Source organism: Streptomyces sp. H27-H1 (assembly GCF_026627445.1).
Lineage (GTDB): Bacteria > Actinomycetota > Actinomycetes > Streptomycetales > Streptomycetaceae > Streptomyces.
This window is the reverse complement of record NZ_JAPNLJ010000008.1, coordinates 172135-185451: the sequence shown is the minus strand read 5'-3', so window position 1 is coordinate 185451 and position 13317 is coordinate 172135. Positions and strand designations below refer to the sequence as shown.

Below are 13317 nucleotides of genomic sequence, written 5' to 3'. Positions count from 1 at the left end.
CCGCCTCCGGCCCGACCAGCGCCGCCACCGCCACCACAGCGAGAGCGGCAGCGCGCGGGGGCGGGAACGTGCCTACGCTGTAAAGAGGCCGAGGAGGCCCCTGCGGGACATGGCGGACTCGACCTCGGGTACCACTCGGATGAGGTGAAGCCATGGCGGTGACGCGCACAGCCCACTTGCGTGCGGGCGGTGGAAGCCGCGTCATCGCCACGGTTTCCGCCGTCGCCGCCGTATGCCTGCTGTCCGGCTACACGGATTCCGGCAGGCATCCTGCTTCCGCGACGGCCCTCGTCGGCCGGGCTGACGGCTCCTGTCGGCCCTCCCCGCCGGACAGTTTCTGGCACGCACCCGTGGATGCGCTTCCCGTGCACCCGCGCTCGGCCCAGTTCGTCTCCTCGATCGGTGCGGCGGAGCCGTTGCACCCGGACTTCGGGGCGGGACTCGTCGACGGGCAGCCCTTCGGCATCCCCGTCAACGTCTCGGACGCGGCGGTACCGGAATCGAAGGTCACCCTGGACTACGCCGAGGAGAGCGACGCGTCCGGGTACCGGATCCCGCCGGATGCCAAGATCGAGAACGGTCCGCAGAGCGACGGGGACCGGCACGTCATCGTCTGGGACCGCGAGCTCTGTAAATCGTACGAGCTGTGGGACGCGCGCCAGCAGGGCGACCACGCCTGGCACGCCGGCTCGGGCGCGGTCTTCGACCTGCGGAGCAACGCGCTGCGGCCCGCCGGGTGGACCTCCGCCGACGCGGCCGGCCTCGCCGTCCTGCCCGGACTGGTCCGCTACGACGAGGCCGCCGGCGGGCAGGTCGACCACGCGATCCGCATGACAGTGCCGCGCACGGACCAGAGCTACATCTGGCCCGCCCGGCACCAGGCCGGTTCCGCGGCGGACGAATCGCTGCCCCCGATGGGACTGCGGCTGCGGCTCAAGAGCTCGGTGGACACCTCTCAGCTGGCCCCGCAGGCCAAGGCCGTGGCCGAGGCGCTCAAGAAGTACGGCGCCATCGTCGCGGACAACGGCTCGGCCTGGTACCTCACCGGTGAGGAGAACAGCGGCTGGGACAACGACCAGCTCAACGCTCTCAAGGGCTTCAAGGGATCGGACTTCGAAGCCGTCGACGCGTCGGGACTGCAGCAGGCGCCGGACTCGGGAGCCGTCGCACCGAAGTGACGGTTCCCCGGTGTCCCGACGGCTTCGGCCGAGAGGAACGCTTCGATGCACGCTGAGTCCTCGGCGGCAGCACGCAGGGGCGCCTTCGTCGCCGTCGCGGTCGCCCTGTTCTGCGTCCAGCTCGATTTCTTCGCCCTCAACCTGGCCGTTCCCGGGATCTCGGCGGAACTGGGCGTCACGGTTTCGGCCGCGCAGTGGACCCTGTCGGCGTACATGCTCGCCATCGGCTGCTTCTTCATCATCGGCGGCCGGGTGGGGGACGTCTTCGGGCGGCGGGGCACCCTGCTGGCCGGCATCGCCCTGTTCACGGCCGGGTCCGTGGGGTGCGCGCTGGCTCCCGGGCTCGGTGCGCTGGTGGCGGCCCGGATCGTGCAGGGGGTGGGTGCGGCGTTCGTCTTCCCGGTGGCCGTGTCGGTGATGACCAACGCCTTTCCCGAGCAGACCCGTACGAGGGCCCTGGGCGCCGTGTTCGGGGTGGCCAACATCGGGACCGCGCTCGGGCCGTTCGTGGGCGGAGGGCTCACCGAGGGGCCCGGATGGCGCTGGATCTTCTGGCTGATGGCGCCGCTGAGCCTGATCTCGCTGCTCGTCGCGCTCGTGTACGTCCCGGACTCGCGCGACACCTCCGCGTCGCGCGAGCTCGATCTCCTCGGCTGCGCCCTGATCGTCTGCTCGCTGGCCGCTCTGACCCTGGCAGTGGAACGGGGAGACGCCTGGGGATGGAGCAGCGCCCGCCTCCTCACCTTCCTCGCGGTGGCCGCGGTGAGCGGCGGGCTGTTCCTCGTGCGGGAGAGGCTGGCCCGGCACCCGCTGATCAACCTGAGGCTGTTCCGCAACGTCCTGTACCTCCTCGTGACGGGGATGGGCTCGCTCTCGAACATGGGGTACGCGGTCACCGTCTTCCTCGCCACGCTCTACCTCCAGGGTGTGCGAGGGCTCTCGCCCCTCCTGGCCGGCACGGTCTTCCTGGCCCCGGCCCTGCTGGTGGCGCTCAGCGGACCGCTCGGTGCCGGTCTCGCCCGGCACCTGCGGCCGACCGCCGTGATGGCGCTGGCCGGGGCGGTGGCGGGGACGGGAATGTACGTGCTGGCCCAGGTCACCGCGTGGTGGCTGTACGTGCCGGTGTTCGCCTGGTGCGGTCTGGGCCTCGGGCTGGGCTGGACCTTCTCCAGCGTGGCGACCCAGCGGGTCGTCGCGCCCGCCAGGGCGGGTGAGGCAGCAGGCGTACTGCTCACCTTCCTGGTCACGCTGGGTGCGATCGCCTGCGGGTCGTCGCGCCCGCCAGGGCGGGTGAGGCAGCAGGCGTACTGCTCACCTTCCTGGTCACGCTGGGTGCGATCGCCCTGGCCGGCACGGCGGCCGGCATCTCCGCGATGACTCCGCAGCGGCCGCCCGAGGAGGCCTACGACGCGATCCTGCGCCTGGGCGGGGTGGCCGTCCTCGGCGGGGCCGCCGTCCTCGCCACGTCGGCGGCTGTCACGGCCGTACGCCACCGGCTCGACCCGTCCCGTTCGGGGGGTGCGGGCCCGGCCGGCCTTGCGGGCCCGCACACTCCTCGGCATCCGAAGCCGTGAACCTGGGTCCCGGGAGGTTTCGACGGCCCTTTACGGGATACGCGCTTCCATGCCCGGCAAGTTGGTCCGCCGACCAGACGGTGAGGTACTCCGTGACCCGTCCCAGCCTCGACGCCCCGGGGGAAGCCTCCCTGCCGGAGGACCCTGGCCTGAGCCGCGAAGGACCGGACGACGGCCGGCTGCCGGAGGACCACACCCAGGCGATCCTGGAGACCACCAAGCACGTCGCGGCGCTGCTGAAACGCTCCGGACAGCCCTTCGCGCTCGCCGGTAGCGTGGCCGCGTTCGCTCACGGGCTGCCGGCCCGTTTTCAGCACGACACCGACTTCTGCGTACGGCCGGAGGACGCCGACGCCGCGATCAAGGCCTTGGAGGCCGGGGGCATCTCCATGCGCCGCGCACCGGAGGACTGGCTGGTCAAGGGCAGCGCGGGCGGGGAGGAGATCGACCTGATCTTCGAACTGGCCCGGCGGCCCGTGAGCACCGCGCTCCTGGAACGAGCGAGCGTCAAGGCGGTGGACTCGGTGTGGATGCCGGTCCTCGCCCCCACGGACCTCATGGAGAGCCGCCTCTCCGCGCTCTGCGAGCACTACTGCGATTTCGGCGACCTGCTGCCCATGGCCCGGATGCTGCGGGAGCAGATCGACTGGGCGCGGCTGGACCGGGACCACCGGTCCAGCCCGCTGCCCGACTCGTTCTTCCACCTGCTCGAACGGCTCCAGGTCATCGAGCGCGAGCACATCGAGCACTTCGAAAACTTCGAGGAACCCGCGGGCGTCGAGGAACGCGAGGGCTTCGAGGACTACAGGGAGGAGGGCCCATGAGTTCCGCCGAGAGCATCGAGTACCGCATCGAGCACCTGCGCGACCGGCTGGCCCGCGAGGACGTCGCCGAGCTCGGCGTACGGATCGACACGCACGGCGCGCGGACCGTCGTCCGGGGCCGCGTGGCCGACGCGAAGTGTCTGGAGGCCGTCCTGCGGATCGCCGGCGAGGAGCTGGCGGGTACGGACTGGTACGCCGACCTCGCGGTGAGCCACCACGGCGCACCCGACAACCGCCCGGAGGAGCTGTCGTGATCCGCGTGGCGGCAGTGGGCGACATTCACCTCGGCCCGGACAGTGCCGGCCTGCTCCGGCCCGCCTTCGACACCCTCGGTGACTGCGCCGACCTGCTGCTCCTGGCCGGGGACCTGACCCGGCACGGCACCGAGCGGGAGGCCGCGGTGGTGGCGGAAGAGGTGGCCGGGCTGGCGGTGCCCGTGGTCGCGGTACTCGGGAACCACGACTACCAGAGCGACGAGGAGCAGGCCGTCGCCCGGCAGCTGACCGATGCGGGCGTACACGTACTGGAGGGCGACGGCGTAGTCCTCGAGGTCGGCGGGACGAGGGTCGGCGTGGCGGGAACCAAGGGCTTCTGCGGAGGCTTCGCCGGCCGGAGCGGCAGCGAGTTCGGCGAACCGGAGATGAAGGCGTTCATCCGTCACGGCCGCACCCGCGCCGAAGGACTCGAAAGGGCGCTGTGCGAACTGCAGGAAGCGGGCTGCACACTGTGCATCGCCCTCACCCACTACGCGCCCGTACCGGACACCCTCGCCGGCGAGCCGCCCGAGATCTTCCCCTTCCTCGGCAGCTACCACCTGGCGGAGGCGATCGATTCGGCCGGAGCGGACCTCGCCGTGCACGGGCACGCCCACCTGGGCACCGAGCACGGCATGACGGCGGGCGGTGTCCACGTCCGCAACGTGGCGATGCCCGTGATCGACCGGGCCTTCGCCGTGTACCACCTCTCCCCCGGCGGAGCGGACGGTGGCGCGCGCGGCATCCGGGCGAACGCACGCTGATACGGGCGGACTGGTTCGCCTTGCGCGTTCTCTGTGCATGTCCTCCCTGCGTGTTCTCTCAGAGGTGCGGTCCGTGGTGCGCGACCATACGGACGCCGACAAGCGCTCGATTATCGGCTTCGTTCGTGAGGACAGGTTCTCGCCGGCCGCTGGACCCGCGTTGACGGCATACGGAAACACCGCGACAGGAAGAAGGACGGACGTGTCCGGCAGCGACAGCGAGAACCCGGCGATCCCCTCCCCGGCCCCCACGGCGACGCGCCCCAGCACGAACCAGGACTGGTGGCCGAATCAGCTGGATCTTCAGGTTCTTCACCAGCACTCGCCCCAGTCCAATCCGATGGGCGGAGATTTCGACTACGCAGAGGCGTTCGCGACCCTGGACGTCGACGCGCTGAAGCAGGACGTCTTCGAGGTGATGACGGCCTCGCAGGAATGGTGGCCTGCCGACTACGGCCACTACGGTCCGCTCTTCATCCGGATGAGCTGGCACGCGGCGGGCACCTACCGCATCGAGGACGGCCGCGGCGGCGGCGGTTCCGGAGCCCAGCGCTTCGCCCCGCTCAACAGCTGGCCGGACAATGCGAGCCTCGACAAGGCGCGCCGTCTGCTCTGGCCGGTCAAGCAGAAGTACGGGCAGAAGATCTCGTGGGCCGACCTTCTGGTATTCGCCGGAAACTGCGCCATGGAATCGATGGGCTTCGAGACATTCGGATTCGGTTTCGGGCGGGAGGACATCTGGGAGCCCGAGGAGATCTTCTGGGGGCCCGAGGACACCTGGCTCGGAGATGAGCGCTACAGCGGCGACAGGGAACTCACCGGTCCTTTCGGCGCCGTGCAGATGGGACTGATCTACGTCAATCCCGAAGGGCCCAACGGCAACCCGGATCCGCTCGCCGCCGCCCGGGACATCCGCGAAACCTTCGCGCGGATGGCGATGAACGACGAGGAGACGGCCGCGCTCATCATCGGCGGCCACACGTTCGGCAAGTGCCACGGCGCCGTCGATCCCCAGTACATCGGTCCGGAACCCGAGGGCTGCCCCATCGAGCAGCAGGCCCTCGGCTGGAAGAACAGCCACGGCAGCGGCAAGGGCGTCGACACGCTCACCAGCGGGCTCGAGGGCGCGTGGACCTCCGAGCCGACGAAGTGGGACAACGGTTACCTCGACAACCTGTTCCGGTACGACTGGGAGCTGACGACGAGTCCGGCCGGCGCGCGACAGTGGACGCCCACGGACTCCTCCGCCCAGGGCACGGTGCCCGACGCCCACGATCCGTCGAAGCGGCACGCTCCCATGATGCTGACGACGGACCTCTCTCTGAAGCTGGATCCGGTCTACGGGCCGATCGCGAAGAGCTTCCACGAGAACCCTGACAAGCTCGCGAAGGCCTTCGCCAAGGCCTGGTACAAGCTGCTGCACCGCGACATGGGCCCCCTCTCCCGCTACCTCGGCCCGTGGATCGCCGAGCCGCAGCTGTGGCAGGACCCCGTTCCCGAGGTCGATCACCCGCTGATCGGGAACGCGGAGATCGCCGATCTGAAGGACAGGATCCTCACCTCGGGTGTGAGCGTCTCCCAACTGGTCTCCGCGGCGTGGGCGTCGGCGGCGAGCTTCCGGGGCACCGACAAGCGCGGCGGGGCCAACGGGGCACGGATTCGACTCGCGCCGCAGAAGGACTGGGAGGTCAACGCCCTGCCGGAGGTCGCCGAGGTCGTGCAGACCCTCGACCGGATCCGGCAGGAGTTCAACGCCTCGCAGGCCCCCGGCGGAGCGTTGGTCTCGCTGGCCGACCTGATCGTCCTGGGCGGCTGCGCCGCCGTCGAGCGGGGCGCGAAGAACGGCGGCTTCGACGTCGCCGTCCCGTTCGCACCCGGCCGTACGGATGCCTCCCAGGAGCAGACCGATGTGGACGCGTTCGCCGTGCTCGAACCCAGGGCGGACGGGTTCCGCAACTACCTCCGGGCCGGGGAGAAGCTGTCCCCGGAGACACTCCTCCTGGACCGTGCCAACCTGCTGACGCTGACAGCGCCCGAGATGACGGCCCTGATCGGCGGCATGCGGGCCCTGAACGCCGGTTTCGGCGGGTCACCGCACGGCGTCTTCACGGACCGGCGGGAGACGTTGAGCAATGACTTCTTCGTCAACCTGCTCGACATGGGTACGCAGTGGAAGACGTCGACCTCGGCGGAGAACGTGTTCGAGGGCCGGGACCAGGTCACGGGCGAGGTGAAGTGGACGGCCACGGCCGTCGACCTCGTCTTCGGTTCGCACTCCCAGCTCCGTGCCGTCTGCGAGGTCTACGCGTCCCGGGACGCGGGCGAGAAGTTCGTACGTGACTTCGTGGCGGCTTGGGACAAGGTGATGAACCTCGACCGGTTCGACCGCGCCTGAGCCCGATGTCGCGGCCGGCCGCTCCCCGGCCGGCCGCGACACCGACGGACCCCGCACGCCGGCCGACCCCGACTCCGCCTCCGGCTGCCGTGCGCACGGGGTGCGGGTCACGCCCGCCTTCTCCTCGGCGATCCCGGTGGCCACCAGCGCCCGAACCATGCCGGCGATCATGACGGCGTCGTCGGCCCGGAGCTGTACGTCAGGCACCGCACCTCGACCGTGGGGTACCGGTCGGACAACCTCGCCTGCCAGTGGATCTGGGACCGGTCGGCGACCACTCCGGACGCCACCAGGGCCACCAGCCTCTGTTCGTAATCGGAGAAGTCCGCAAAGTGCGGCGGCGGACCCCTCGCCGACTTCCTCCGGGCTCCAGCACACGGGAGTGGCCACGCTCCATGCTCACCCCCCGCGGACGTCGGCTCGGCAGGGTCCGGACCGCCGACCGGGAAGGGCCCGAACCGCTCCTGGCCACCGCTGTCGCGAGTCTGCGTTCAGAGGCGTTTCGATCAGTTCCGCATCAGAGATGCTGCCTAGAGTGACGGGTGCGCGAGGGAGATCAGCTGCTGCTGCACGGCTCCGCCTTCGGCCGCTTCATCACCACCGCCGCGGCCGGGGCCCCGCTCTGCGTCACGGCCACCTTGATCGACGGCGTCATCCTGGGCCGGGCTTCCTCGCACCATTCGGCCGCCTACCGGTCCGTCATGGTCTTCGGGCAGGCCTCCCCGGTCGACGACGCGGAGCTGCGCGCCGAGGCGCTCGGCCGGGTCGTGGAGAGCGTCATCCCCGGCCGCCTCTCCGGGCCGCGGGCAGCGCGCCGCCCCAGCGCCGAGGAAGCCCAGTACACGGCGGTCCTGACCCTGCCCATCCAGGAGTTCTCGATGAAGGTCCGTGCCGGTTTCGCCCGGGACGAGCCCAAGGACGACGCGGTCGAGGCCTGGGTCGGCTTCATCCCGCTGACCCCCGCCCCCGGCGCCCCCGTACCGGACGCGATCACCGGCACCCGCTTCCCCCCGCCCGCGTACGACCCCACCGTCCACCGCTTCCGCCAGGATCGATGAGCGACGGACCCGGCGCCGGAGACATCGGAGACCTTGGAAGCCTTGGAGGCCTTGGAGGCCTCACCGGAGCGAATGTGACGTCTTGGGAACGGACGAGTCCGGGGGCGCCCGCGCAGGGCCGAGTCCGGTCGATGATGGGCAGGCGCACTTCCCGCGCGGTTGAGAGGAGCCCTTGATGACCACACCCCGGGACTTGTTGATCATCTCCATGGATGTGAAGTCCGATCACGCTGCCGAACAGGGTGACCTCTCGCTCGCCCTCGCGGGGGCCGAGGTGATCGACCTCCTCGCCGCCGGAGCCGTCCGGCTGGACGGGGACCACATCGTGCCGGGCGAGCATGCGCCGCTGGGTGATCCCCTGCTGGACGCGGCAGTCGCGTCGCTCGTTCGGGAGGCGCCCTACGAATCCGTCGCCGACTGGCTGTGGCGCAGAGGACACGGTCTGTCCGCCGGGTACCAGGCCGCGCTCGAGGCCGATGGGCAACTGGTCCGGCAGCGCCGCCGGGGGATCTCCCTGCGGGCCGGTCAGCTGGTTCCGGCCGATTCGCCTGCCCGCCGGGAGGCAGAGGAGCGCTTGAGTTCGGGTGAGCCCGTCCTCGCTCTCCTCGCGGAGGCGATCGGTGGCGGCGACGACCCAGCGGGGGACTCTCCGGACGTGGCCGACGACGCCGTCGCGACGGTGCTGGCCACGGTCAACGACGCATTGGTGGAACTGGCGTCCGTACGGCAGCGCCGAGCCATCGAGAACGCGGCCTTCGACAACATCTGGCGCGGCAGCGGCGGCTGATGACACAGCACCCGCAACCGTTCCTACGGGTGCGGTGCGGGCATGACCACTGGTTCCCACCGCGGGGCGGCGGACGTCTCCGTCCGACCGCCACCGCGGTACCGGGGCGGGCCGGATGCCTAGTTGGCGCCGAGGTGGGCACCCTTGACCCACTCCGCCTCGCCGTCCTTCGCGCAGGACGACGTGTAGACGGGCCCGAACGGCGCCGGGACGGCACCCACGGAGGAGCAGTTGGACGAGAACGCCTTGTGCCCACCCGAGAAGTAGTCGATGTCGACACCGTCGTTGGCCAGGGCCGCGCCGGCGCCGCCCAGCAGGATGCCGGCAGCCAGGACGGAGGCGGTGACGGCAGAGCGAATACGCATGATTCCCCTAAGAAGTCATCTCATTTGGCTGGTTGGGTAGGCTGTCGGTCATGGTGGGGATCGTTGAGCGGCTGGTGCCGGATGAGTTGTGGTGTCTGTTCCAGCGGGTGGTGCCTGAGCCGCCGTCGCGGCCTCAGGGCGGTGGCCGGCGTCGGCACGGAGATCGGGAGGTGCTCGCGGCGATCGTGTTCGTCGCCACCTCGGGTTGCACCTGGCAGCAGCTGCCCACAGCGTCGTTCGGACCCTCCGGAGCAACCGCCCATCGGCGCTTTTCCGAGTGGTCAAAGGCCCGGGTGTGGGCCAAACTCCACCGCCTGGTCCTGGATGAACTCGGTGCCCGCGGCGAACTGGACTGGTCGCGTTGCGCTATCGACTCGGTGAACATGAGGGCCCTGAAAAGGGGGATCTGACAGGTCCGAATCCTGTGGATCGGGGCAAGTACGGATCAAAGATCCACTTGATTACCGAACGGACCGGTCTGCCCCTCTCCGTCGGTATCTCCGGCGCGAACATGCACGACAGCCTCGGTCTCGAACCACTCGTGCGAGGCATCCCACCGATCCGATCCCGACGAGGACCCCGCCGACGGCGCCCCGGCAAGCTCCACGCCGACAAGGGCTACGACTACGCTCACCTGCGTCGATGGTTACGCGGACGCGGCATCACCCACCGCATAGCCCGCCGCGGCATCGAATCCTCCCAAACCCTGGGCCGGCACCGCTGGACCGTCGAACGCACCATGGCCTGGCTCGCCGGCTGCCGCCGACTCCACCGCCGCTACGAACGCAAGGCCGAACACTTTCTCGCCTTCACCAGCATCGCCTGCACCCTCATCTGCTACCGCAGACTCGCCAAATGAGATGACTTCTAAGGACTCAAGGATCTAAGGAACGACGCTCCCATGGGTGGATGCGTCAGCCGATTCAACGCCCGGCAGCGCCGTCAGGAACGACCGTTCACTCGAACGCTCCGGCAGAAACGTTTCGACACCCCCTATGGGACGTGCGGGGGCTCTCCGTCCAGCCTGAGATCCAAGATCGATTGTCAGTGGTGGGTGAGACGGTAGGAGCATCCAGTCGGAACGAGGGGGAGCTGCCATGTCCGGAACTCAGAACTACATCAACCACGTTGCTCTTGTGTTGGATGCCAGTTCGTCCATGTCCCACCTGAGCCGCAAGGTCGTCGAAGTCGCCGACCAGCAGATCGCCTACCTCGCCCGCCGGTCGGGAGAGCTGGATCAGGAAACCCGCGTCACGGTGTACGTCTTCGCCGACAAGGTGGAGTGCGTCATCTACGACAAGGACGTGCTGCGGATGCCGTCGCTGAAGCAGCTGTACCGGACCGGTGGCATGACGGCGCTGCTGGCGGCCTCGCTGAAGTCCCAGCGCGAGCTGGCACAGACGGCTCAGCTCTACGGCGACCACAGTTTCCTCACGTTCGTGCTGACGGACGGGCAGGAGAACGCGAGTCACCGCGGCCCGGACGCCCCTGCCCGGGATCAGCGTGAACTCGTCAAGGCCGTGGCCGAGATGATCGCGACGCAGGAGGACAACTGGACGCTGGCCGTCCTCGTGCCGGACCAGATGGGCAAGCGCGAGGCCATGCAGTGCGGTTTCCCCAAGGAGAACATCGCCGTGTGGGACGCCACGAGCACGCAGGGTCTGGAGGAGGCCGGGCAGGTCATCAAGGAGGCCACCGAGAAGTTCATGGTGGGTCGCGCCCGCGGCATCCGGGGATCGCGGGCGGTGTTCTCCATGGGCGCGGAGGCGGTCAACAAGGACACCATCGAGGCGGCCGGCCTGAAGCCGGTGGATCCGTCCGGCTACCAGGTGATCCCGGTGGCTCGTGACGTGGCGATCCGGGAATGGGTCATCGAGTCCGGGCACACCTACCGCACCGGTGGCGCGTTCTACCAGCTCAGCAAGACGGAGAAGATCCAGGCGAAGAAGCAGATCGCGGTGCTGGAGAAGAAGACGGACCGAATATACACGGGGCCGCAAGCCCGGGCCCTGCTCGGCCTGCCCGCAGTGGACGCGCGGGTCAAGCCGGACCACAACGACGACTTCACGATCTTCGTGCAGAGCACCAGCGTGAACCGGAAGCTCGTATCGAACACCCGGCTGCTGCTGATGGGCTGACACCGCCGCCCCGCCCGGCCAGAAGGCCCGCGGCGGGGCTGCCGGGCGTCGCCGCGTTCACCCGGATGCGGGCGTACGACCCGCCGGGACCTCGCCCCACCGCCCGCGCTCGGCTCAGGCCTGGGGCGGACCTTCGGGAATCGGGTGCACCTCGACCGGGTCGCTGCCGGGCTTCCCGCCCGGGCCGGGGCACGCCGACGCCCGTGCGGCGATCTCCAGGGCACGCTCCTCGCTCTTGACGTCGACCACCCAGTACCCGGCCAGAATGTGCCCCGCCTGGGCCGGCCCGTCCGTCACCTGCGGCCGCCCGTCACTCCCGGCCCGTACCGTCTTGACCAGCGAGGGGCCGCCGAGACCCTGCCCGTCCACCCATTCTCCGGCGGCGGTGATGTCCTCGTTCAGGGCGCCCATGTGGGCGAACATGGCATCCATCTCGTCCTTGGAGTACGACGACATGATGGTGTCCCACTCGGCGGCAGGCACGTTCATCTAGATCATGTACTTCATGTTCCTCACCCTTCCGGGGCGGCTGCTGGGGATACGTCTTACACAGGGGTAGACGGCCGGGCGCCGCGAAACTCATCGGTTCTCCCACCACGAAATCACGGAATCCACCGAAGGGCTCCGGGCGGTTTCCGCCACTCCCAGCGGCGGCGCCGCCACCGGTCGCCCTCGCAGCCGGGCGCCGCGGGCCCGGCAGGATCCAAAAGAGACGGCCTAGGGCCTGTGTGATGTCGTGATCAGTTCTTGAGTTCTGTGCTCTTCGTGGGGTGGATTCGATAGGACTGTGGTTGTGACTCGCAGGCAACTCACCCATGCCCAGTGGAAGTTCATCGAGCCATACCTGCCGATCGGTAGGTATGGCCCGTACCCCGAGCGGCTGCGGGAGCAGTTCGAGGGGGTGATCTGGCGGTTCCGGTCCAGCGGTCAGTGGCGGGAGATGCCTGCCGAGTTCGGCCCATGGGCCACCGTCTACGGGCGTTTCCGGGTCTGGCGGAACGCCGGCGTGTTCTCCGCCCTCCTGGAAGGCCTGATCGCCGAGGCCGCCCGCGCCGGACGGAGCGACTTGTCGCTGGTCAGCGTGGATTCCACAACGGTTCGCGCCCATCACGACGCCGCGGGCATGCGCGTCAGCAAGCACCTCATGGACGCCCTGGAGGAAGCCGCACAGGAACATGAGACCGCCCGGCAAAAAGGGGCGGACCGGAGGAACAGAACGGACAGGCCGAGCGCCGGCGCGTCCGGCGCAGACACAAGCTCCGCCTGAAGGAAGCCCTGCTCGGCAGATCCAGGGGCGGGCTGACCAGCAAACTCCACCTCGCCGCGGACCGCAGATGCCGCCCACTCGCACTGGTCCTGACCGTTGGGCAGGCCGGGGACAGCCCGCAGTTCATCCCCGCGCTCAAGCGCGTTCGAGTCCGCTTGCCTGTCGGTCGTCCTCGCAGCAGGCCCGGCGCGGTCGCCGCGGACAAGGCCTACTCATCCCGCGGCAACCGCACCTACCTGCGCAAACGCAACATCAAGGCGGTCATCCCAGAGAAGAGGGACCAAGCCGCCAACCGGAGGAAGAAGGGCGCCCGAGGCGGCCGACCCGTCAGCTACGACGCAGACCTCTACAAAGAGCGGAACACCGTCGAGCGCCTGATCAACAAGCTCAAGGCCTGGCGAGGCATCGCCACTCGCTACGACAAATCACCCGAGAGCTACCTCGCCGGCGTCCACCTCCGTGCCGCAATGATCTGGATCGACGACCTCCTGAAGACCCCCGACTGATCACGACATCACACAGGCCCTAGTGCTGTGACCGGAAAGGTTCACCGTGTCGCGACGGAGGTTGTCCACGATGGCGAGGGACACGAGCAGGTTCGGCACCTTCCCCGCCTTGAGCGCCTGCCAGACCTTGGTATGGCCGGCCCGCCAGACGTAGACCATGCCCCCGCGCACGGCCACCTCGCTCACGTCCCGCCACGGCAGCATCTC

14 protein-coding genes and 1 pseudogene are annotated in these 13317 nt (G+C 69.4%); 12 read left to right on the top strand and 3 right to left on the bottom strand.

Annotated elements, in window-relative coordinates; all coding sequences use genetic code 11:
- Window positions 1-158 precede the first annotated feature (158 nt).
- From OTB20_RS11500 to OTB20_RS11455, 9 genes are all read left to right on the top strand, one after another.
- Window positions 159-1178, top strand: a complete 1020-nt coding sequence (locus OTB20_RS11500; protein WP_267816980.1) for a hypothetical protein — start codon at window positions 159-161, stop codon at window positions 1176-1178.
- Between the two features lie 45 nt (window positions 1179-1223).
- Window positions 1224-2555, top strand: coding sequence for an MFS transporter (locus OTB20_RS11495; RefSeq protein ID WP_267816978.1), 1332 nt, complete (start codon window positions 1224-1226; stop codon window positions 2553-2555).
- Window positions 2552-2752 (top strand): hypothetical protein, encoded by a 201-nt coding sequence (locus OTB20_RS11490; protein WP_267816976.1) that lies wholly within the window; start codon window positions 2552-2554, stop codon window positions 2750-2752. Before OTB20_RS11495 ends, OTB20_RS11490 begins: the two co-directional genes overlap by 4 nt.
- Before the next feature lie 92 nt (window positions 2753-2844).
- Window positions 2845-3576 (top strand): hypothetical protein, encoded by a 732-nt coding sequence (locus OTB20_RS11485; protein ID WP_324290359.1) that lies wholly within the window; start codon window positions 2845-2847, stop codon window positions 3574-3576.
- Window positions 3573-3830, top strand: coding sequence for a hypothetical protein (locus OTB20_RS11480; protein ID WP_267757743.1), 258 nt, complete (start codon window positions 3573-3575; stop codon window positions 3828-3830). The genes OTB20_RS11485 and OTB20_RS11480 overlap by 4 nt, the downstream gene beginning before the upstream one ends.
- Window positions 3827-4594 carry a metallophosphoesterase family protein gene (locus OTB20_RS11475; protein ID WP_267816974.1) on the top strand — a complete coding sequence of 256 codons (768 nt, stop codon included), beginning with the start codon at window positions 3827-3829 and terminating at the stop codon, window positions 4592-4594. Before OTB20_RS11480 ends, OTB20_RS11475 begins: the two co-directional genes overlap by 4 nt.
- Window positions 4595-4796: 202 nt before the next feature.
- Window positions 4797-6989, top strand: coding sequence for a catalase/peroxidase HPI (gene katG / locus OTB20_RS11470; RefSeq protein ID WP_267816972.1), 2193 nt, complete (start codon window positions 4797-4799; stop codon window positions 6987-6989).
- A gap of 542 nt (window positions 6990-7531) precedes the next feature.
- The gene (locus tag OTB20_RS11460) at window positions 7532-8047 is read left to right on the top strand and encodes a pyridoxamine 5'-phosphate oxidase family protein (RefSeq protein WP_267816971.1); all 516 of its coding nucleotides are present in this window, start codon (window positions 7532-7534) and stop codon (window positions 8045-8047) included.
- Window positions 8048-8222: 175 nt separating this feature from the next.
- On the top strand, window positions 8223-8834 hold the full coding sequence (locus OTB20_RS11455) for a GOLPH3/VPS74 family protein (protein ID WP_267816969.1): 612 nt from the start codon (window positions 8223-8225) through the stop codon (window positions 8832-8834).
- A 119-nt stretch (window positions 8835-8953) separates the two neighbouring features.
- Here the strand turns inward: OTB20_RS11455 and OTB20_RS11450 are convergent, their stop codons facing one another.
- Entirely contained in the window at window positions 8954-9199 is a 246-nt protein-coding gene (locus tag OTB20_RS11450; protein WP_267816967.1) for a hypothetical protein, read from the bottom strand.
- A gap of 50 nt (window positions 9200-9249) precedes the next feature.
- Between OTB20_RS11450 and OTB20_RS11445 the strand changes: the two genes are divergently transcribed.
- Window positions 9250-10058 (top strand): IS5 family transposase gene (locus OTB20_RS11445; RefSeq protein ID WP_420716371.1). Its coding sequence is split into 2 segments (ribosomal slippage): window positions 9250-9598 and window positions 9598-10058, totalling 810 coding nucleotides; the frame shifts between segments, so codons are not numbered across the junction.
- A 238-nt stretch (window positions 10059-10296) separates the two neighbouring features.
- Window positions 10297-11337, top strand: a complete 1041-nt coding sequence (locus OTB20_RS11440; protein ID WP_267816962.1) for a vWA domain-containing protein — start codon at window positions 10297-10299, stop codon at window positions 11335-11337.
- Between the two features lie 114 nt (window positions 11338-11451).
- Here OTB20_RS11440 and OTB20_RS11435 read toward each other — a convergent pair whose 3' ends face one another.
- Window positions 11452-11826 (bottom strand): YciI family protein, encoded by a 375-nt coding sequence (locus OTB20_RS11435; protein ID WP_267816960.1) that lies wholly within the window; start codon window positions 11824-11826, stop codon window positions 11452-11454.
- A 304-nt stretch (window positions 11827-12130) separates the two neighbouring features.
- Here OTB20_RS11435 and OTB20_RS11430 point away from each other — a divergent pair.
- Window positions 12131-13110, top strand: a pseudogene (locus OTB20_RS11430) (IS5 family transposase).
- Here the strand turns inward: OTB20_RS11430 and OTB20_RS11425 are convergent.
- Window positions 13111-13296, bottom strand: a complete 186-nt coding sequence (locus OTB20_RS11425; protein ID WP_267816958.1) for a hypothetical protein — start codon at window positions 13294-13296, stop codon at window positions 13111-13113.
- Window positions 13297-13317 lie beyond the last annotated feature (21 nt).